The sequence below is a fragment of the Roseovarius sp. D22-M7 genome (assembly GCF_037083785.1).
In the GTDB taxonomy this organism is placed as follows: Bacteria; Pseudomonadota; Alphaproteobacteria; order Rhodobacterales; family Rhodobacteraceae; genus Roseovarius.
On the sequence record NZ_JBAPKY010000019.1, the window covers coordinates 39,637 to 59,589 of the forward strand.

24 protein-coding genes are annotated in these 19,953 nt (G+C 67.7%); 6 read left to right on the forward strand and 18 right to left on the reverse strand.

All coding sequences use genetic code 11. From position 1 onward, the window contains the following. The 14 genes from V8324_RS10455 to V8324_RS10520 form a co-directional block, all read right to left on the reverse strand. The gene (locus V8324_RS10455; protein WP_336419878.1) at positions 1-444 is read right to left on the reverse strand and encodes an NlpC/P60 family protein; all 444 of its coding nucleotides are present in this window, start codon (positions 442-444) and stop codon (positions 1-3) included. Beyond that, positions 441-1,319: a DUF2163 domain-containing protein gene (locus V8324_RS10460; RefSeq protein ID WP_336419879.1), complete on the reverse strand. Its 879-nt coding sequence runs from the start codon at positions 1,317-1,319 to the stop codon at positions 441-443. Before V8324_RS10460 ends, V8324_RS10455 begins: the two co-directional genes overlap by 4 nt. Further along, positions 1,316-1,948 (reverse strand): DUF2460 domain-containing protein, encoded by a 633-nt coding sequence (locus tag V8324_RS10465; protein WP_336419880.1) that lies wholly within the window; start codon positions 1,946-1,948, stop codon positions 1,316-1,318. The genes V8324_RS10460 and V8324_RS10465 overlap by 4 nt, the downstream gene beginning before the upstream one ends. A 14-nt stretch (positions 1,949-1,962) precedes the next feature. Continuing rightward, positions 1,963-2,622, reverse strand: a complete 660-nt coding sequence (locus V8324_RS10470; RefSeq protein WP_336419881.1) for a phage tail tape measure protein — start codon at positions 2,620-2,622, stop codon at positions 1,963-1,965. Positions 2,623-2,625: 3 nt separating this feature from the next. Beyond that, positions 2,626-2,835, reverse strand: coding sequence for a rcc01693 family protein (locus V8324_RS10475; protein WP_336419882.1), 210 nt, complete (start codon positions 2,833-2,835; stop codon positions 2,626-2,628). After that, complete coding sequence (locus V8324_RS10480) at positions 2,832-3,155, reverse strand: gene transfer agent family protein (protein WP_336419883.1); 324 nt, start codon at positions 3,153-3,155, stop codon at positions 2,832-2,834. The genes V8324_RS10475 and V8324_RS10480 overlap by 4 nt, the downstream gene beginning before the upstream one ends. Before the next feature lie 5 nt (positions 3,156-3,160). Continuing rightward, positions 3,161-3,574, reverse strand: coding sequence for a phage major tail protein, TP901-1 family (locus V8324_RS10485; protein WP_336419884.1), 414 nt, complete (start codon positions 3,572-3,574; stop codon positions 3,161-3,163). A 24-nt stretch (positions 3,575-3,598) separates the two neighbouring features. Beyond that, positions 3,599-4,012: a DUF3168 domain-containing protein gene (locus tag V8324_RS10490; RefSeq protein WP_336419885.1), complete on the reverse strand. Its 414-nt coding sequence runs from the start codon at positions 4,010-4,012 to the stop codon at positions 3,599-3,601. Beyond that, entirely contained in the window at positions 4,009-4,347 is a 339-nt protein-coding gene (locus V8324_RS10495; RefSeq protein ID WP_336419886.1) for a head-tail adaptor protein, read from the reverse strand. Before V8324_RS10495 ends, V8324_RS10490 begins: the two co-directional genes overlap by 4 nt. Next, positions 4,347-4,946, reverse strand: coding sequence for a head-tail connector protein (locus V8324_RS10500; protein WP_336419887.1), 600 nt, complete (start codon positions 4,944-4,946; stop codon positions 4,347-4,349). Before V8324_RS10500 ends, V8324_RS10495 begins: the two co-directional genes overlap by 1 nt. A 154-nt stretch (positions 4,947-5,100) precedes the next feature. Beyond that, positions 5,101-6,288, reverse strand: coding sequence for a phage major capsid protein (locus tag V8324_RS10505; protein WP_336419888.1), 1,188 nt, complete (start codon positions 6,286-6,288; stop codon positions 5,101-5,103). A gap of 26 nt (positions 6,289-6,314) precedes the next feature. Next, entirely contained in the window at positions 6,315-6,872 is a 558-nt protein-coding gene (locus V8324_RS10510) for an HK97 family phage prohead protease (protein ID WP_336419889.1), read from the reverse strand. 25 nt (positions 6,873-6,897) lie between these two features. Continuing rightward, positions 6,898-7,137 (reverse strand): GTA head formation protein, RCAP_rcc01685 family, encoded by a 240-nt coding sequence (locus V8324_RS10515; protein ID WP_336419890.1) that lies wholly within the window; start codon positions 7,135-7,137, stop codon positions 6,898-6,900. Further along, a complete protein-coding gene (locus V8324_RS10520; protein WP_336419891.1) occupies positions 7,130-8,338 on the reverse strand; it encodes a phage portal protein in 1,209 nt (402 codons plus the stop codon). The genes V8324_RS10515 and V8324_RS10520 overlap by 8 nt, the downstream gene beginning before the upstream one ends. A gap of 822 nt (positions 8,339-9,160) precedes the next feature. Here V8324_RS10520 and V8324_RS10525 point away from each other — a divergent pair. The 6 genes from V8324_RS10525 to V8324_RS10550 all read left to right on the forward strand — a co-directional run bounded on the left by V8324_RS10525 (position 9,161) and on the right by V8324_RS10550 (position 16,137). Beyond that, positions 9,161-10,966, forward strand: a complete 1,806-nt coding sequence (locus tag V8324_RS10525; RefSeq protein ID WP_336419892.1) for a fatty acyl-AMP ligase — start codon at positions 9,161-9,163, stop codon at positions 10,964-10,966. Then, on the forward strand, positions 10,963-11,925 hold the full coding sequence (locus tag V8324_RS10530) for an NAD-dependent epimerase/dehydratase family protein (RefSeq protein WP_336419893.1): 963 nt from the start codon (positions 10,963-10,965) through the stop codon (positions 11,923-11,925). Before V8324_RS10525 ends, V8324_RS10530 begins: the two co-directional genes overlap by 4 nt. Continuing rightward, positions 11,915-12,181 (forward strand): acyl carrier protein, encoded by a 267-nt coding sequence (locus tag V8324_RS10535; RefSeq protein WP_336419894.1) that lies wholly within the window; start codon positions 11,915-11,917, stop codon positions 12,179-12,181. The genes V8324_RS10530 and V8324_RS10535 overlap by 11 nt, the downstream gene beginning before the upstream one ends. Then, a complete protein-coding gene (gene spt, locus V8324_RS10540) occupies positions 12,178-13,392 on the forward strand; it encodes a serine palmitoyltransferase (protein ID WP_336419895.1) in 1,215 nt (404 codons plus the stop codon). Before V8324_RS10535 ends, spt begins: the two co-directional genes overlap by 4 nt. Positions 13,393-13,406: 14 nt before the next feature. Then, the gene (locus V8324_RS10545; protein WP_336419896.1) at positions 13,407-14,333 is read left to right on the forward strand and encodes a metallophosphoesterase family protein; all 927 of its coding nucleotides are present in this window, start codon (positions 13,407-13,409) and stop codon (positions 14,331-14,333) included. Positions 14,334-14,433: 100 nt separating this feature from the next. Continuing rightward, complete coding sequence (locus tag V8324_RS10550) at positions 14,434-16,137, forward strand: ABC transporter ATP-binding protein (protein WP_336419897.1); 1,704 nt, start codon at positions 14,434-14,436, stop codon at positions 16,135-16,137. Here V8324_RS10550 and V8324_RS10555 read toward each other — a convergent pair. The 4 genes from V8324_RS10555 to V8324_RS10570 are packed head-to-tail and all read right to left on the reverse strand — an operon-like array spanning position 16,124 to position 19,900. Further along, the gene (locus V8324_RS10555) at positions 16,124-17,263 is read right to left on the reverse strand and encodes a mitochondrial fission ELM1 family protein (RefSeq protein ID WP_336419898.1); all 1,140 of its coding nucleotides are present in this window, start codon (positions 17,261-17,263) and stop codon (positions 16,124-16,126) included. The two genes, V8324_RS10550 and V8324_RS10555, sit on opposite strands and share 14 nt — an antisense overlap. Beyond that, on the reverse strand, positions 17,256-18,206 hold the full coding sequence (locus V8324_RS10560) for a lysophospholipid acyltransferase family protein (protein ID WP_336419899.1): 951 nt from the start codon (positions 18,204-18,206) through the stop codon (positions 17,256-17,258). Before V8324_RS10560 ends, V8324_RS10555 begins: the two co-directional genes overlap by 8 nt. 51 nt (positions 18,207-18,257) lie before the next feature. After that, positions 18,258-18,905, reverse strand: coding sequence for a sterol desaturase family protein (locus V8324_RS10565; protein WP_336419900.1), 648 nt, complete (start codon positions 18,903-18,905; stop codon positions 18,258-18,260). A gap of 20 nt (positions 18,906-18,925) precedes the next feature. Then, positions 18,926-19,900, reverse strand: a complete 975-nt coding sequence (locus V8324_RS10570) for a lysophospholipid acyltransferase family protein (RefSeq protein ID WP_336419901.1) — start codon at positions 19,898-19,900, stop codon at positions 18,926-18,928. Between the last annotated feature and the right edge of the window lie 53 nt (positions 19,901-19,953).

Consider the following 19,953-nt stretch of genomic DNA (forward strand, 5'->3'; position numbering starts at 1 on the left):
TTAGCTCTCCTCGGGAAATGCGAACCGCGCCACGATGCGCCGCCGCCAGGGCGCGCTCAGCGCGCATTCGACAACGCCGTGGCCCGAATAAGCGTGAATGAAGGTAGGCTCTTCGCCGGCGGCCGACACGATGCCCAGGTGCTTGGCGACCGAGCCCGCGCGCATCCGAAACAGGATCACGTCGCCTCGCGCCTCGTCAGTCACAGGCTTTCCGACCAGATGCCGCGCCGCGGCCTTCCACAGGACCTCTTGCCGGGCGGGTTCCGCCCAGTCCATCGAATAGGCGGGCGGGCGCTCGGGCTCGGACCCCCTGACCTCGCGCCAGACCCCGCGGACAAGGCCCAGACAATCGCAGCCTGCGCCCCGGCAGGCCGCCTGATGCCGATAAGGCGTGCCGATCCAGCCCCGCGCCGCCGTCACGATGCGGTCGCCCTGCGCGCTCATCGCCGGCGGCTCCCGCCATCGAGACGTTGCGATTTCGTGGGATCAGTGATCGTCCAGTCATCGCCCGGGATATCGGGAAATCCTTGGAAGTTTGCCAGATTGTCGAACTTGAACTGGCAGGTCGCCATCCGCTTGTCGCAGCCCGCCTGGATCCGCAGCCTATCGCCGGGCGCGACCGTTGCCCCCAGCGGATGCCACAGCTCGATCACCCGGCCCGCGCCATCCATACGGTCGCGTTTGATCAGGCCGACCAGCCCGGAGGCGGCCCCGTCTTGCACCCGGACCACGCCGTTGCGAAACCAGTCCTCGGCAAAACCGCCCATCTCGGCGAACCGAAAGACGCGGTTCTCCACGACTTCCTCGGCCGCACGCTCGGACACATACCCCGGCGTATCGAGATCGAAGGAGCAGGCGCGGTCGCCCAGGACCGCGCTGCACGCCTTCTGGTAGACCCGGCCAAGCGGCACGTTGAGTGCGTCGGTCAGCCCGCGCAGTTCTGCCTCGAACGCGCCACCGGCCCGCCGCAACTCGCCGATGGTGCCGCGAAAAAGCACCGTGCGCGCGTCCACGTCCTGCCAGTTCACCAGCCAGGCGCACAGCTGCGCCCCGTCATAGCGGCCCGCCTCGATATCCTCCTCGGTGATCGCGGCGTCGCAAAGCGCGCCGAGGGCCTCGGTATTGTCCACCGACAGACCGGTCGTCTGCTGCAGGGCAAGCGCCGTCAAACCTGTATCGGGGCGAAAATCGACACCGTCGAAGCGCAACAGCCGGTCATGATCGGTGAACCCCATTACCACGCCGTCGCGCCGGGTCAGCGACCAGGCCCGGCATGTGGTGGTCGCGCCGGTTTCCAGATGCGTCAGCAGGCCGCTCATATCCGGATCTCCACGACCGGCACGTTGGGCACCTCGCCGGCCTGGAAACTGGCGAGGCTGGTCTGGATGCGGTCGGTATCGAAGCGCACCGGCACGTCGAACTCGTACCCGGCGGTGATCTCCACACCCCGGTTCGGCGGCTCGACGAAGGTCACGAGGCCGGTGGTCTCGTCGACCTTGTAATGCACGCCCTCTTGCATCTCGACATTCGACAGCCCGACCCGCACCGTACCGCGCACGGGCTTCACGACGGGACGCACCGCCACCTGCTCGCCCGACCGGTACGTCTTGACCAGTTGAAAGCTCAGCGTGGCGTCGTCGCCAACGGCGATGTCCTGGTCGCGGTAATCGGGGTCGGCCTTGGCGCGGCCCGACTTGTAATCGGTCCAGTCTTTCCAGCGGAACCCGTAAAGCTGGCCGCGCCGCGCCTCGAAGAAGGCGATCAGCGCCTCGATATCGTCGAGACTGCGCAGGGCGACGCCCGCATCGTAGCGCCGCCGCGCCTGCGACCAGGGCGTGTTGCGCTCCTCGAACCAGTTGGCGAGCGTGACGATATCCGTCAGCCGCTCCGGCCCGCCGAGCGAGCCGAAGCTCAGGCTCGCCGGAAATCTGACCTCGTGAAATCCCATGTCCCGGGCTCCTTTCAGCGGTTGCGCCCGCCGCGTCCGATGACGCGGCCGAGCTGTGCGGCGATCTGGCCCTGGCTGCGGCGAAAGCCCTCGACATCCGGGGTGCTGACATTCATCACGACGCTGACACCGCCACCGCCCTGCGAGCGCACCCCGAGCCGCCCGTCCGGGCCGCGGCTGAGCGGCATGATCGCTTCGGGGCCGGCCTCGCCCATCAGGCCGGTACCGCCGCGCATCGGGAACGTGACCGGGCCACTGACGACGCCGCCATTGGCGAAGGGCTGAACGCGGCCTTGCGAGAACGGCGCGCCCTTGGCGAAGGGAAACAGCCCCTGCACAAGGCCACCGACCCCCTGCGAGATCAGCCCGCCAAGCTGATCGGTCACGGGGCGCGTCGCGTCGTTGAACGCCGAGTTGACCATGATCGTCGCCATCCGCCGCAGGCTGTCGGACAGGCTGTCGCCCTCGACGACCGCGCCGCGCAGCGCCGATCGCAGCCCGCGGCTCAGACCGCGCTCGAGGCTGCGCACGTCCTGCCCGGCCGTGGCGAAGCCGCCGCGCACCCGGCCAAGTTCGGCGTTGAAGGCCGCGGCCATGCCGGTGGCCTGCCCCATGGCGTCATCCAGTGCGGTGATCTGCGCCTCAAGCTCGTCGGCGCGTTCCAGGTCTTCCATCGCTCATCTCTCCATGTTCGTCGGGCCGTGTTCGTCGGGAAAGGCGCGCAACAGCGCCTCCAGCCCGTCACGGGCCATCGGCCGCACGCCCTCGCGCTCGCCCAGCATCAGGCGCAGCTCCACCGGGGTCAGCGCCCAGAACTCGGCCGGTTTCAGCCCGAGGCCCTGTAGCCCCGCGCGCAGCAATGCGGGCCAGTCGAAGCGGTCGCTCATGCGCCCGCCTCGGGCAGGGCAAAGGCCCGTGCCAGCACCTCGGCGGCGGCGCGGGCCGCCGCCACCGGTCCGCCCTCGATCTCGGCGCTCAGCAGATCCCCCGCCGTGCCCCGCCAGCCCCCGCCGCGCAGCCCGGCCACGATCAGCGCCAGCACGTCTCGGGTGGAAAACGCGCCCTCCTCGAACCGCGCCACCAGGTCGACCAGCGATCCCTGCGACAGCGTCGCCTCGAGCTCGGCGAGCGCCCCGAGGGTCAGCCGCATCACGTGCCGCTCGCCGTCGATCACCAGCGCCACCTCGCCTGCATAGGGATTGGCCATTCCGGTCACAGCGCCGTGAAGATCAGGCGCCCGGCCGAGGCGAGCGACAACTCGTAGGTCGCCTCGCCGTCATGCGTGCCGCCATATTCGATCGCGCTGACATGGAACGGCCCCTCGATGGTGCCGAAATCAGGGATAATCACCTGGAAATCCGGCATCTCGCCGTCAAAGAATATCTGCCGCGCGCGCGCGTCGCTCGCCGCGTCGCGAAAGATTCCGGATCCGCTGATATTGGCGGATTTGACACCCGCGCCGGCCAGCAACTCGCGCCAGCCCCCGGCGGAATCAAGGCTTGTGACATCCACGCTTTCGGCGTTGAAGCTGACGCGCGTGGCGCGCAGCCCCGCCACCGTCTCGAAATTGCCGGTGCCGTTGAGATCGATCTTGATCAACAGGTCCTTGCCGTTCTGCACTGCCATTGCTCTCACTCCATGAAGTCGGGATTAGGCGCCGTCATCGACGCGCGCACGAAAGATCAGGTCGATCCGGCGACGGTCGCCGCCGGTCTCGCGTCGGGCGCGGGCACGCCAGAACTGCACGCCCACAAGGCTGCCGTGGCCAAGGCTCATCTGCGCACCGTCCAGCGCATCGCTCACCGCGGCGGCCACGCGCTTGGCCTCCAGGAACCCGGCCCCGTCGCTGACCACGGTCACGGTCAGGCGATGCCAGGCACCGCCCGCGCTGCCGTCGCCACGCGCGCGCACCTCTTCGGGACCAAGCGTGACGTAAAGCGGCGGCACGGCCCCGCCGGGCAGCGCGTCGAAGATCGCAGCCCCGACCAGCGCGCCAAGCGCCACGTCCGATGTCAGGCGCGTGAAGACCGCCTCTTGCAGGCTCGCGGCCACGGTGTAGGTCATGTCACCACCTCTTCTTCGGCCCAGCAGGTCAGGAAGCGCGCGGCCGGATCCTGTTCGGTCACCGACAGGATCCGAAAGATCCGCGTCCCGTCGCGCAGGCGCTGGCCGGCCTGCGGGCGGCGCGGGCTGCCCTGCGGGGCGGCGCGCACGGTGATCCGGAACGCGGCGCGGCCGACGCTGAGGGCCACGGCTTCGGTCTCGCGCCCGGTGCGCGCCGCGACCTCGGCCCAGAGCGTGCCACGCGCGAGCCATGTCTCGGTGAACCCGCCGGCCCCGTCGGGGCTGCGCTGTGCGATCTCCAGCACCAGCGGCCGGTTGAGCCTCGGGGCCGCCATCAGCGCGCCCCCCCGCCGAGCAGCCGCACCGTCCGGTAGCGCTCGATCAGGCTGGAGACGCCGAACGGCATGCAGCCGCCGCTCAGCCCCATCTCGTGACGGTACTCGTAGTAATGCGCCGCCAGCATCAGCACCGCCTGCGCAAGGTCCGGCGGCACGTCACCCCATACCGGGCCGTATCCTGCGCGGAACACGATCTCTGCCACGCCGCCCGAGGCGATCGACGGCAGGAAGGTGCCCGCCGGGCGCAGCACGGGCCGATGCGCGTCACGCTCCAGACGGTAGTGCGCGGGCGGGACGATCTCGGTCTCGTCATTGCGGTCGCGCAGGATCAGGGCGAGGATCTCGGTCACCGGCGCGACCGGCAGCGCCTGGCCCTCGGCGTCGCGCCAGCGACTCAGCACCCAGGAAAAATCGCGCTCCAGCACGACCTTTCCTGTCCGCCCCTCGATCGCGGCAAGGGCGGCGCGCAGGAAACTCTCCAGCACCGGGTCCTGGATGTCGCCATCCGAAAACCCCGTCCCCAGCCGCAGATGCGCCTTGAATTCCGCCAGCGGCAGCGCGGCCAGGGGCACCGCGGTTTCTTCCATCAACATCATGGACCTTCTCCAAATCTCCCGGACCCCTCCGGTGGTCGAGGCGCGCGCCACCCGGCGTTGCACGGACGGAGGGGGATGACTGAACAACGCCTCTCGCGGGCTGCACGCGCGCCCCGGGACGAGGGCCAAACACCCCCGCCCCTCTCACCGGCGCTTACGCGACGGCGAACCGCACCAGCTTGATCGCCTTGAAATCCGACACGTCGCCGCCGACCCGCTTGGTCGCGTAGAACAGGACATGCGGCTTGGCGCTGTAGGGATCGCGCAGCACCCGCAGATCGGGACGCTCGGCCACCGTGTAGCCCGCGCCGAAATCGCCGAAAGCGATGGCATCGGACCCGCTGGCGATATCGGGCATGTCCTCGGCGATCAGCACGCGGTAGCCCAGCAGACGCGCCGGCTCGCCCGCCGCCAGACCATCGGACCACAGGAACCGGCCATCGGCATCCTTCATCTTGCGGATCGTTCCGGCAGTCTTCGAGTTCATCACGAAGGTCGCATTGGCGCGGTACTGCGCGCCCAGCGCGTAGACCGTGTCGATGATCGGATCGGGACCGGGGATGTCGCCGTTGGCGCCGGTGGGGATGTAGCCGATATTGCCCCAGGTCCAGACATCGTTGTCGACCGTCGGATGGTCCAGAAAGCCGCGCGGCTTGTCCACGCCGTCGCCGGCGACAAAGGCCGCGGCCTCGGCACGGGCGAACTTGTCGGCGATGCGGCCGGCAAGCCACGCCTCGACGTCGAACGCGCTGTCGTCCAGCAGACGCTGAGACGCCTTGGGCAGCGCGCTCAGCTCGTGCAGCGGGATGCTGATGCGGTCGATCACGGGTGTATCGGTCTCTGTCACCGTGCCGGTCTCGGTGGCCCAGCCATGGCCGACATCGGCGTGATCGACGAGCACGTCGAAACTGGTCGCCTCGACTGCGACCACATTGGCCACCGCGCGGATCGAGGCGGTCGAGCTCAGGACCGAGTGGATCATCTCCGAGGTCTGCGGATCCACGAGGTAGCCGCCATCGCCGGCCACCGCGGTGTTGAGCGCCTTGCCCTCAAGTTCCAGGCCGCGCAGCCCGTCATCGTCGCCGCCGCGCAAATACGCGTCGAACGCCTTGCGGTGCGGGGCGTGGATGTCCGCGGCGGCCGCCAGATGCGGGCGCGCCATGGCGATTGTCTTGCGTTCAAACATGGTCATCTTCTCTTCCTGCTGTTGAAGCCTGCGGTCGATCCCGGACTGAAAGTCCTTCAATTCGTTCATGAAGCCCGTCACGGCGGTTTTCATTTCTGCCGCCGGAGACAGATCTTCCCCGGCCCGAGCCTGCGCTTGGGTTGTCATCTTGGTCATCCTTCAGGTTGGTCTGGTCGCGCGGGCTACATCCGCGCTATCTCCCGGCGGGCGGCGTCAAAGACCGCCGCCAATTCGCGCAAAGCGTCCGCCTCGGGGCTGTCGCCCTTCGCGGCCACCCGCGCACTGGGCAGCATCGGGAAGGTCACCAGCGACACTTCCCAAAGCTCCAGTTCCTGCAAGAGCCTCTGGCCCTTGTCGTTTTTCGTCGCCCGCAGCGTCCGGTAGCCGATGCTGAGGCCGTCGATGGCGCCCGCGGCGATCAGCGCCGAGGCTTCGCGGGCGCGCCCCACGGTTTCGAGCAGACGCCCCGTCACATAGAGCCCACGCGCATCCTCGCGCACCTGGTCCCAGATGCCGATGGGCTGCGCCGGGTCGTGCTGCCACAGCATCTTGACGCGGCGATCCTCGGCCGCCAGCCGCTTGAGGCTCGCGGCATAGGCGCCCTTGGCCACCACGTCGCCGCCCTGGTCGGGGGCATCGAACAGGCTGGCATAGCCCTCGATCCGGCCCGCCTCGCTCACGCTCAGCGCCGCGCCGTCCAGCCGCGCGAACTTGCGCTCCAGTCCCGTGTCAATTTCCATACGCCTTGTCCTTTCCGTTTCCATCTCAGGGCAGCGCTGCCAGGATCGGCTGAAACGCCTGCACCAGGATCGCCGCGACCACGCCGTAGACCGCCAGCCACAACCGCCGCTCCAATCGCTCGATCGCCGCTTCCAGCCGGTCGAGCCGCTCCTGCGTCGCCTTGATCTGCAGCTCCGAGACCCGCTCATGCGCCTCGAGCCTCAGGGCAGGCGCGCAATCGAAGGGCTCGAACCCGTAGCGCGGCGGCGGGCCCTGCTCAGCCATCCAGATCCGCCTCGGGCAGCGCCGGCAGCCCCAGCAGGTCGCGCTTCTCGGCCGGTGTCAGGAAATCAGCCCCGGCCACGCGGCTCCATTGCGCGTCGCGCTCGGCGGCCAGCGCCGGCACCTGGTCGAGGTCGGGATGCAGCTCGAACGCCTCGCCGCTCATCCGCGCCAGCCACGCCGCCACGGCTGCACTGACGCGCAGCGCCAGCGGCAGCACCGTCAGCCGGTAGAACGCGCGGTTGGCCTCCTGGTAATTGGCGAAGGTCGCATCGCCGGGGATCCCCAGCAGCATCGGCGGCACCCCGAAGGCGAGCGCGATTTCGCGCGCCGCACTTTCCTTGGTCTTCTGGAATTCCATGTCCGACGGGCTGAACCCCATCGGTTTCCAGTCGAGCCCGCCTTCCAGCAGCATCGGCCGGCCGGCATTGCGCGCGCCCTGGTGATGCGCCTCCATCTCGCCCACCAGCCGGTCATACTGGTCGGTGGTCAGCGCACCCTGCCCCTCGGCGCCCTTGTAGACGATCGCACCCGAGGGCCTGGCTGCATTGTCCAGAAGCGCCTTCGACCAGCGGCTCGCGGAATTGTGCACGTCCACCGCCTGCGCGGCCGCCTGCAGCGGCGACAGGCCGTAATGATCGTCCTGCGGGTGAAAGCTCTTGATATGGCAGATGCACGGCACGCCCTCGGCCACGTCGAAGCGGTGCTTGCGCCCCGCGACGGCATAGTCATAGGCCACCGGCCAGCCATCCGCGCCCGGCACCACGCTCATCCGGTCAGAGCGCAGCACGTGCAGCTCCACCGGGACGCCCGCGCCGGCACCCACGGCCTCGACGTAGGCATTGCCGGTCAGCAGAAGCTGGCCGTAAAGCGCCTCGAACAGCTCGGCGCGGCCCTGCGCCGGGTTGGGTGTCCGGATAAGATCGAGGACGGGATGCACGCTGAAGCGCTGCGCAGAATCCTGCAGTACCAGCGGCAGCGCCGCCGCGGCCTCGGCGATCATCTTGACGCAGCGAAAGCCTACAGGGTTGCCGGCGAAACCGGTGCGCGCAAGGCTGACAGTGTCGCGCGGGCTCCAGGCCACACGGCCCGCGCTGCCCCAAGCCATGACACGGCCGGTGGCGCTCGCCTTCTGTTCGGGGATGGACGGCGCCGCCGCGCTCCCCTGTGCTGCGCCACTTTGCCGGAGAAAATCCAGTATCATCGCCTCGCTCTCCTTGATCCCGTATCGGTGTGGGCCTCATGACCGCTTGATGGCCATCAGACCCCCAAAGGTTTAACGAAAGTAAACCATACCGCGCGCCGGCCCGGCGGGCGTCGACAGGGTCGGACGTCACCCTTGGTGTTACGGCTTGGAAACGTTTCGTGACAGCGAGTGCAGGATGCCGCCGATGGCCGTACGGGGTCTTCGAGGGCGCTTTCGGGCGCCTCGCGGACCGCGGTTTCGTGCGGCTGCACCCCGCCCCGATCCGCGTCGCGGCGACGGTCCCGAAACGGCCGCGCAGGGCGCGGCGGCCCCTGCCGTCGCGGGGCAACGTTGCGGGATCAGCAACAGACGCGCAGGCAGACGCGGGAAAGGCCAGGCGAAGAAAGCGTCATCATTTAACCCGAAACCATCCACCCACAAGGCATTGATTTTAAATTCATTCATGATGCGATCCAGACCGAAACGGCCCGGATACGCAGCCGTTAATCCCTCGACACGCGCGGGTGCAGGCACGGTGCCCAAGGGGCGCTTTCGTCGTCGGAGGCGAGGGTCGGGCAGTGTCGATGTCACCGTTGCACCGGACGCCGCACCACCGCGCGACCAACCTCATTCCCGGCCACGCGCAGCCGGCCAAAACCACGCCGCACCGCAGCATCAGGACACCGGAAAACGGCGCGTCATTGCAGCAACACGGCCCGACGGGCGGGGGCCGCTACCTTGACACAAAACCGCCGCATGTATCTATAACTGTCGGAAAATGCTACATGCAGATCGATAAAACAACCGAATGAATTCGGAACCTAAACAAGGAAAATCCCCATGAACGCGACGAGCAGTTCGCACCATGTCGCCTTGCGGAAGGCAGACTTTTCAACTCTTTGCGACGCACTCGACTATGCGGCCGAGGGCGAGACGGGGGTGAATTTCTTCGACGCGCGCGGCGCGCTTTATTCGACGACCTCCTACCGCGACCTTCGCGAGCAGGCGATCGAGCTGGCGCACCGCCTGGTGGGTCTCGGCATCGCGCCGGGCGGCCGCGTCGCATTGGTGGCCGAGACATCGCCGCATTTCGTGCGCTTCTTCTGGGCGTGCCAATATGCCGGCCTCGTTCCCGTGCCACTGCCGGCCGCGGTCCATATCGGCGGCCACGCGACCTATGTCGCGCAGCTGCGCCAGCTTCTGCAGAATTGCGAGGCCTCCGCGGCGATGGCGCCGGTCGAATGGCTGGATTTCCTGAAAGAGGCCACGACCGATCTCGACCTGGCGCTCGTCGGTGCGCCCGAGGATTTCGACCGGCTCGATCCAAGCCCGGCAACGCTGCCCGGGGTCACCCCCGACAGCACTGCCTATATCCAGTATACCTCGGGCAGCACGCGCTTCCCGCGCGGCGTCGTCATCGACCAGAAGACCGTTCTGGCCAATGTCCGCGACATGGCGATCAACGGGCTCAAGCTGACGAATGAGGACCGCTTCGGGTCGTGGCTGCCGTTCTTTCACGACATGGGTCTGGTGGCGTTCATCATCATGCCGATGGCCACGCAGCGTTCGGTCGATTTTCTCGGCACCCATGATTTCGCCATGCGCCCGCGCAAATGGCTCGAGATGATGTCGAACAACAGCACGACCATCACCTCGGCCCCGCCCTTCGCCTACGAGCTGTCGGTGATGCGGGTGCGCCCGCATGACGCCGAGAAACTGGACCTCAGCGCGCTGCGCGTCGCCTGCGTCGGCGCCGAGATGATCAGCCCCGAACCTCTGGACCGCTTCGCCGAGGCGCTGGCCCCCGCTGGCTTCAGCCCCGACGCGTTCCTGCCATGCTACGGCATGGCCGAATGTTCGCTGGCGATCAGCTTCGCGCCGCTGGACACGCCGCTGGTCGTCGATCACGTGGATTCCGAGCAGATGCAGAGCGCGGGCTTCGCAAAAGCCGTCGATCCCGAGGCCGCGCGCCGCGAAGACCGTCACGTGACGCGCTATGTCGATTGCGGCAAGCTTCTGCCGAGCTTCGAGGTGTCGATCCGCGACGAGAGCGGCCGCCCGCTGTCCGACCGTCAGGCCGGCGTCATCCACCTGCGCGGCCCCAGCGTGATGAGCGCCTATTTCAACGACGCGGAAACCACCCGCGAAACGCTCAGCGACGATGGCTGGCTCGACACCGGCGATATCGGCTACCTCGTGGACGGGCACCTGTTCGTCACCGGGCGCAAGAAGGACATGATGATCATCCACGGCCGCAACATCTGGCCGCAGGACCTGGAATACGTCGCCAAGACCCAGCCCGGCGTGCATTACAATGACGTCGCCGCGTTCTCGGTGCCCGCGAAGGACACCCACAAGGAAACCGCGGTGCTGGTCGTGCAATGCCGCGAGCGCAACGAGATCAAGCGCGCCGGCCTCGTCAAGACCATCACCGCGATGGTCCGGTCGGAATTCGGCATCGACTGCCACGTCGAACTCGTGCCGACGCGCACCTTGCCGCGCACCTCGTCGGGCAAGCTGGCGCGGGCGCGCGCCCGCCTCGATCATCTCGCCCGCAAGCACGGATCGAGCGTACAAAACCTGCCGGAAAACGTACAGAATGTACGCGACCCGCGCGACGACGTACCAATGCGTTACAGTGCATGACACCACCTGTCGCGGTCACCGGGGCGGCGGGGTTTGTCGGACAGGCGCTGGTGGCGCAGTTGCTGGCCGCGGGGCATCGGATGCGCGCACTGGTGCATCGCACACCGCTGGCGATCCGTCACCCGGATCTAGAGGTCGTCACAGGCGGCCTCGCGGATGAGGCAGCACTGACGCGGCTGATGGAGGGCTGCGCGGGCGTGGTGCATGTCGCGGGCCTCGTGCGCGGGCGATCCGAAGCGGACTTTCTGCCCGTCAACGCCGACGCCGTCGCCCGGGTCGCGCGCATCGCCCGGACGGCATGTGTCACCCCGCGCGTCGTTCTGATCTCGTCGCTGGCCGCGCGCGAGCCGCAGCTTTCGCCCTACGCGGCCAGCAAGCACGCCGGCGAGGCGCGGCTTGCCTCGGTCGCAGACGACACGGGGCTGTCCTGCGCAGTGTTGCGCCCGCCCGCGATCTACGGCCGCGGCGACCGCGAATTGCTGCCGCTTTTCAGGCTCATGGCGCGCGGCCTTGTGCCCTTGCCCGGCGCCCCCGGGGCACGGGCGTCGCTGTTGCATGTCGACGACCTCGCAACGGCGGCGATCACGCTCCTGGAAAGCGACGCGCAAGGTACCTTCGAGCTGCATGACGGCCACGCCGGCGGCTATGACTGGGCCGGGATCGCCGAAACCGTGGAGCGCGTCGCAGGCCGCGGGCGCGGCTGGCGGGTGCGCATCCCAGGGGCCGCGCTGCGCGGCGTGGCATCGCTGAACCTTGTCGCGTCGCGCATCTTGCGGTACCAGCCGATGCTGACGCCCGGAAAGGTCAACGAACTGCGACACCCCGACTGGGTGTGCGACAATACTGCCATCAGCCATGCCACCGGATGGCATCCGGCCCACCAGCTTTACGACGGTCTGCTGCCCCTCCTGGGCCGCCCACACCGCAAAATCGAGGAAACCCCGTCCAATGTCATCTGAGCCCGGAAATCGCGAACAGGAGATCCTCGAAACCCTCCTCGGGTTTCTCGAGCGGTTTCCGACCAAAAGCGGCACGCTGACCGCGCAGACCGATCTGTCGGCGGATCTCAGCCTCGATTCGGTCAGCATGATGGAGATCCTCGTCGAGGTAGAGGACGCGTACGACATCAGCCTGCCGCTCAACATGATGGCCAATGTCAGCACGGTTCAGGACCTTGTCGACCAGATCAAACCCCTCGTAGAAAGCACGTCATGAGCATTTCAGACCGCTTCACCGAACTGGCGCATATCCGCGACTCGCTTGGCAGCCTTGCCGCCGATCCCAGCCGCGTGGTGATGGAAAAGATCCTGTCGCCGACCGAGGCGATGATCGCCGGCAAGCCGACGATTCTGGTGGGCACCAACAATTACCTCGGGCTGACCTTCGACCCGGACCTGATCGACGCCGCCTGCACCGCAATGACCGAGCAGGGCAGCGGCACCACCGGGTCGCGCATGGCCAATGGCAGTTTTTTCAGCCATGCCGCGCTGGAACGCGAGTTTGCCGATTTCTACGGCGTGCCCTCGGCGATGCTGTTCTCCACCGGCTACCAGACCAATCTCGGCCTGCTGATGGGGCTGTTGCGGCCCGGCGACAAGGTCGTGCTCGACTCGCACAGCCATGCCTGCATCTATGACGGGTGCCGTATCAGCGGCGCCGATTTCTTCGCCTTCAAGCACAACGATGCCGAGGACCTGCGCAAGCGGCTGCGGCGGCTGGGCCCCGACGCCAAGGGCGCGCTGGTCGTCGCCGAAGGGCTTTACAGCATGCTCGGCGATACTGCGCCGCTTGCCGATATCTGCGCGGTGGCCAAGGAATACGGCGCGTGGCTGATGGTCGACGAGGCGCATTCCTTCGGCATCTATGGCGAGACCGGGCGCGGCCTCTGCGAAGAGGCGGGCATCCTCGACCAGGTGGATTTCATCACCGGCACGTTCTCCAAGAGCCTCGCGTCGCTGGGGGGCTTCTGCGTCAGCCGCCACCCCGAGATGCAGCTTCTGCGCTATGGCAGCCGCCCCTATATCTTCAGCGCATCGTCGAGCCCGGCCAATATCGCCGCCGCCCATGCCGCCCTGCGCGCCGTGCGCGACCGCCCGGAACTGAAAGAACAACTCTGGGCGAACGCAGAACGACTGCATGCCGGCCTGAGCGGTCTGGGCTACAGGCTGGCCTCGCCGCCGAGCCCGGTGATCGCGGTGCGCGTGCCCTCGCACGAGGATGCTGCCCGGACCTGGAACGAACTGCTCGACAGCGGGATCTACGTGAACCTCGTTGTGCCGCCCGCCGCGCCGGACGGTGAATCGCTGCTGCGCTGCAGCCTGAGCGCCGGACACAGTTTCGAGCAGATCGACCGCATCGTGGCGGCGTTCGAGACGGCCCTTGGCGGCGCGGACGCAACCCGGCCCCACGCGGCGAGCGCGGGCTAGGGCGCTCGCCCCCCGTGTCGTCGCAGCGGCAGGGCATCCTGCTGGCGCATCTGTCGGATGTGCACTTGCCCTTGCCAACTGTCGTGTCTCCCTTCTCGGTGTTCAACAAGCGGCTATTGAGCCTGCTGTCATGGCACACCAAGCGCAGCCGCGATCACCTGAAGGCGCGGCTGGACCAACTGGTGGCAGACCTGCTGGACCACGAACCGGACCTGATTGCGGTGACAGGCGATCTTACCAATCTCGGGCTCGACATCGAATATCGCGGCGCGCGCGCGTGGCTCGAGACGCTTGGCGACCCCGCGCGCGTGACGGTGATCCCCGGCAATCACGAGGCCCTCGTGCGTGGCGCGTGGGACAGCGGCGCGGCGCAATGGCGGCCGTATTGGCAGGGTGACGACGATACCGGCGCGGCGGTTGCGCAGGCTTTTCCGACTCTGCGACTGCGCGGCCCGCTGGCGCTGATCGGGATGTCGAGCGCCATCCCCTCGCCGCCGGGACAGGCCGTCGGCGCGGTGGGGCCGGCGCAGCGCACGCGTCTCGCGGAAATCCTAAGCGACAGCCGGGGCAAGGGGCTGTGCCGGGTCGTGCTGATCCATCATCCGCCCCTCGACGGCACCGTGACCCGCCGCAAACGCCTGCGCGACACGGCCGAGGTGACAGAGATCCTCGCGCGCGAGGGGGTCGAGCTGGTGCTGCACGGCCACAGCCACAAGAGCCACCACCAGACGCTGCAGACACGCGACGGCCCCGCCCCGGTGATCGGGGTGCCCTCGGCCTCGTCGATGCGTCACGAGGCGGCGGCCTACAACCTGTACCGCGTCACGCCGACCGGGACCGGATGGGAGATATCCCTGACGCCGCGATACCTGGCGGCAGGCGGCATGCGATCCGGGCCAGTCGAGACCCTGACCCTCGCACGCGCGCACGCCGCGAAGTAACGCGCCGCAGTGCCGGTTTGACCTTGTCGCGCCAAGAGGCGATACCCCTCGGCAGCGGCGCCCTGCGCGCGCCCGCCCCCGGTGCCAGGAAGATCCGCCCATGCGTTTGATGCTTCATCTCTTTCGTGCCTACCCGCTGGCCAGTTTCCTGATGATCCTCGCGCTGTTCCTGTCGGGGCTGGCCGAAGGGCTTGGCGTGTCGGCGCTGCTGCCGATGCTCAAGATCGCGATGAATTCCGGCGAGGCCGAGGCGGTGCCAGAGCCCCCCGGAGAGCTTGAACAGGCGGTGCTGGGGGTGCTCGAATGGCTGGGGATCCCGGTCACGCTGGGGGCGCTTTTGGTGCTGATCGTGGTGTCGGCCGCGCTGAAGGCGGTCCTGCTGCTGATCGCACAGCGCCAGGTGGGCTACACCGCCGCGCAGGTGGCCACGGACTTGCGGCTGGAAGTGCTGCGCAACATGATGCGCAGCCGCTGGTCATTCTTCCTGCACCAGCCCGCGGGCCGGCTCAGCAACGCGCTGGCGACTGAATCGCAGCGCGCCTCGACGGCCTACATGCAGGGCGCGACAGCAATCACCTTCTTCATCCAGGCGGTGGTCTATGGCGCTGTGGCGGTCGCGGTCTCTTGGCAAGCCACGCTGCTCAGCCTGATCGGCGGCGGCATCATCATCTGGGCGTCGCATTTCCTGGTGCGCATGACGCGCAAGGCGGGGCGCAAGCAGACGCAGCTGATGATCTCTCTGATGTCGCACCTCACCGACATGCTGCAATCGGTCAAGCCGCTCAAGGCGATGGCGCGCGAGGACCTGGTCGACGAGCTTCTGAACAACGAGACGCACCGCCTCAACAAGGCGCTGCGCCGCCAGGTACTGGCCGGGGCAGCGCTCAATTCCGGTCAGGACCTGATGTTCATAACGCTGATCGCCTTCGGCGTTTACCTGGCCCTCGGCGTGCTCTCCATCGACTTTGCGACGGTGCTGATCCTCGCGGTGACGCTGGGGCGGGCGTTCAACTTCCTCGGCAAGGTGCAGAAGCAATACCAGAAACTGGCCCAGAACGAGAGCGCCTACTGGTCTCTCAAGCAGACGAGCGAGGCGGCCGAAGCGCAGACCGAACACATGGGCGGGCACCTGATGCCGGCGCTCGACACCGGCATATCCTTGCGCAAGGTCGATTTCCTCTACGATGGAAACCCGGTCTTCACCGGCCTCGATCTTGAAATACCGGCACACCGGATCAGCACGATCAACGGGCCGTCGGGATCGGGCAAGACCACGATCATCGACCTCGTGATCGGCCTGATCCGGCCCGATGGCGGCGAGATCCGCATCGACGGCGTGCCGTTCGACCGGATCGACGTCAAGGCGTGGCGGCGCATGGTGGGCTACGTCCCGCAAGAGACGGTCCTGCTGCATGACAGCATCCTCTACAATGTCAGCCTCGGCGATCCCGAGATTTCCGAGGCGCGCGTCGTCGAGGCGCTGAAGAAGGCCGGCGCGTGGGATTTCGTCAGCACCCTTCCCGACGGCCTGCATACCCGCGTGGGCGAGCGCGGCGGGCGCCTGTCGGGCGGGCAGCGTCAGCGCATCGCCATCGCCCGGGCGCTGATCAACGACCCCAAGCTGCTGATCCTCGACGAGGCGACAAGCGCGCTCGACCCCGCGACGGAGGCCGCGATCATCGCCACGCTGCGCGACCTGCGAAAGCAGCTGACCATCCTCGCGATCACCCATAACAGCGGTCTGGCCGACGCGGCGGACGTGATCCACAGCCTCGAGCCGGGCGGCAAGTTCAGCGCCGCCTAGCCCCGTCAACGCCCATCAGGTCGCGGATGCGGGCGACAGCCCGCTGCAGGTCACTGGGCGGGATCGCGTCACTGGTGGGCGGCGGATCGCCAAGCCAGCCCATCCGGCCCGACCGCACCAGCCGCAGGTGCATCTGGCTGATATCGCGGGTCAGGTGCCGCCAGCCCCACCGCATCAGCGCGCGGTAGGCCAGCGCACCGGAGCCGATGTCGGGCCGGTCGCTGTCCTGCCGCGCTTGCATGCGCGCCGTGGCCGTCTCGCCCGCCGCAAGGTGCATGTCGTGGCGCATCCCCAGCCGGCCCGCGCCGGTGTCGAACATGTGCACCGGTTTGGCCGTCGCGTAGGCCTCGGACAGCATCGAGATGCTGTCGGCTGTGACGATCACCTCGTCGGCCATCGCGAGGTAGCCGAGATACGGATTGTCACCGTCCCCACGCCGCCAGCGATACAGCGCCATCGGCACCGCGTCCTGCGCGGCGAAGGCGTCGATTGCGCAATCCGGCGTGCGCGCGCTGGAACTGACCAGCAACGACGCGCCCCGCGCTTTTGCCAGCGCCACCGCGTCGCGCACCAGCCGGTCGGCGGCGCGGCGCCCGAAGGCATAGGGGCCGCTTGTCCCGCCGATATTCACGGTGATGAACGGCCCTTGCAGATGCGTGAGGTGCGGCGCCCATAGCGCCCGCGCCTCGGCCAGCCTTGCGGGGCCCACGGGATGCAGCGGCAGCGCGTTGCGCAGCACGTTGGGCCGGTCCGGCACGCGGTATTGCGGCGTGGTGATCACCAGATCGAAATGCGACGGATCCGACCACAGCCGCCCGAGAAAGACCAGTTTCGTCCTGCCCCCGGATTGCTCACGGACCCAGCGGCAGACCGGCTCGTTGCGCATGCCCATCGACAGCACGAGATCGGGCCAGGGCGGCGCAAGCGCGTCGGAGGTCGCAAGCTCGACCCCCCGCAAGTCGTGGCCCCGCAGCAGGGTCGTGCGCATCTCGTATTTGCGATAGGACAGCGTCTTGATCTCGAAGGGCCAGCCCAGACCCTCGGCCAGCGCACGCAACTGCGTCTGCTCGCCGGCGCGGTAGGCGTCGACGATCCAGACCCGGGGCTGCGCGCCGGACTCAGGCATCGGCGAGCTGAGCGGGGACGGCATGCTTGGGCCAGCGCCGCTTCATGCAGAGCCATTGCCCCGGATCCTCGCGGATCCACGCCTCGAACATCCGGTTGAGCTGGGCTGTCAGATCAAGCGCCTGCGCCCCTCGCGAGGCTGTCGGATCCGACGGCACAAGCGGCGCCATGACCTCGATCCGGTAACGGTATCCCGGCAGCCGCACGGCCCGGGTCGGCACCACGTTGTAGCCGCGCTGCGCCAGCATGCCCGGCAGGGTGTTGGTCGGCGCGGGAACGCCGAAGAACGGCACCATCTCGCCCTGGTCGATGCGGGTGTCGAACGCCGCCCCGACCGACCGCCCGGCCGCCAATTCGCGGATTACCTCGCGCCCGCCGCCGACCGAGGGCACCAGCGGCCCGCCAAAAGCCCGCCGGCGCGCGAGGAAGAAGCGATTGAGCCACGGATTGCGGTCGGCCGCGTAGAGCACCGAGATCGAGATATCGTATTCCAGCCCGATCAGAGGGGTCAGTTGCCAGGCCCCCGCGTGGGCGGTGGCGAAGACGATCGGCTGTTTCGCGGCCATGGCCGCCTGCACGTCGGGGTTCACATCGAATTCGAGGTACCGCGCCCGGCGTTTCCAGATCCGCCCGAGTAGGAACAGTTCGACCGCGGCGCGCCCGGTGGTGCGAAAGATCCCGAGGGCGGCCTGCGCGCGCTCGCTTTCGGTGGCCTGCGGCATCACCATCTCGAGGTTGCGCATCACGACCCGGCGCTTGTTGCGGTTCCGGGCGCCGGCGACGCCCATGATCCGCGCGAAAAGCGCTGAGGCGACCGGGAATGGCAACAGGCGCACCACGCCCAGCCACAGGTAAAATACCGCGGCCTCGAACGCCCAGACTGGCGTTTCGATCCAGGGCGCACGGTCGATCAGGCGTTTGGGCAGAATGTAATACTTGGCCATGATCGCATGTCTGCCCCGGCGGATGTGGCGCGTCCAAAGACCGGGCGCGGGTTACTGCTTGCCGGTCCGCGGCTGCCTTGCCGGATCGGTGCCGAACACCCAGTCCCAGAACGGCGTGCTGACCCCGTAGCGCCCGTCATCGTCGGTGAAGTGGTGGCGCATGTGGTAATGCTTGAGGAATTTCAGCGCCGGGTGCCGCATCGGGAAGTGATGCGTGGCGTAATGGATATAGTCGTAGATCAGGTAGCCTATGATGAAGAAGCCGGTGAACGGCTCGGCCCACGGATAGGGCAGCACGAGGCTGAACATGAGCCACAGCACGAGGATGATCGGCAGCGCGCCCGCGGGCGGCATCAGCAGGCGCGTCTTGTCCTGCGGCGTGTCGTGATGGACCCCGTGAAAGAGGTACATGAGGCGCTGCCCGCGTTCGGATTTCGGCTCGAAATGGAAGACGAAGCGGTGCAGAAGGTACTCGGCCAGCGTCCAGGTCACGAGACCCGCCACACCGATCAGCGCCATCCCCGGCAGGCCGATCCCGTGGACCATGACCGCGCGAATCAAGAGAAACGCCGCGACCGGCCCCCAGATCAGCAGCGGCACGATCGGGTGCACGTGGCTGAGCTTTTCCAGCAGCGGGTTCTCGAACAGCCGGACGGAGGCGTCCACGCGGTGCGTGCGGCTGGGTTGATGTTTCGACATGACAGGTGCTCCTGGTCGGTTCACGTATTCGATGCTTCATATATGGTGGTTTTCGCCGAGAGAACAGCCGATGGCCAAATTTTGCTTGTGCAAAGCCATTCGCCGGGCCGCGCGCGGATCCAATCCTCGAATTTCGCGTTTATCTGGCGGGTCAGATCCGTGGTCTGGCTGTCGAGATCGGCCTGCGGATCGGCGGGCTTCAGCGGCGGATGAAAGCGGATGCGGAAGCGCGCGCCGGGCAGGCGGATGATCTCGACGGGCACCAATGGCACCTGCGAGCGCAGCGCCAGACGCGCAGGCAGGATCGATGAAGCCTTTTCGGCCCCGAAGAATTCCACGGGCTTGCCGCCCTCGATCTTGCGGTCGATGATCATTGCCACCGCCTGACGATTCCTGAGCGCATCGAGAAACCCCCGCAGCCCGGCGCTGCGCGACACCAGATCACCGCCGAGGGCGTCGCGGAAGTAGAGCATCAGCCGGTCAAGCCACGGATTGGACAGCGGCGCGTACATGATCCGCGGACAAAAGCCGAGCCGCGCGATCGCCGCCGCCGCCAGTTCCCAGTTGGCCATGTGCGCGGCCACGAAGACCACCGGCCGGTCCGGCGCGTCATAGGCGGGGATCCGCGCAAGGATCTCGATCTCGAGGAAATCGCGGCGCGGATCCGCGATCCGGTAGAGGTTGGGATACTCGGCCAGCACCGCGCCCGCATTCGCCCAGACATCGCCGGCCAGCGCGTCGATCTCCGGCCCCGACCGGGCGGGCAGGGCCAGCGACAGGTTGGCGCGCACATGCCGCGTGCGCTTTTTCAGGATCCGGCCGAGGAGCCGCCCAAGACGCGCGCCGAGGGCCGAGGCCCATGTCACCGGCAGGATGCGGAAGATCCCGAGCAGAAGCCCCACGAACGCCACGTCGAGGCCCCACAGCACGCGCCGCGCAACGGTGTTTCCGACCGCCCTGTCGCGAAACGCGTTTCCGAGAATGAACTTGGCCAATGCTACTCGACTTCCCTTGTCACAGCGTCGATACTGCGTCCCGTTATTCGGGG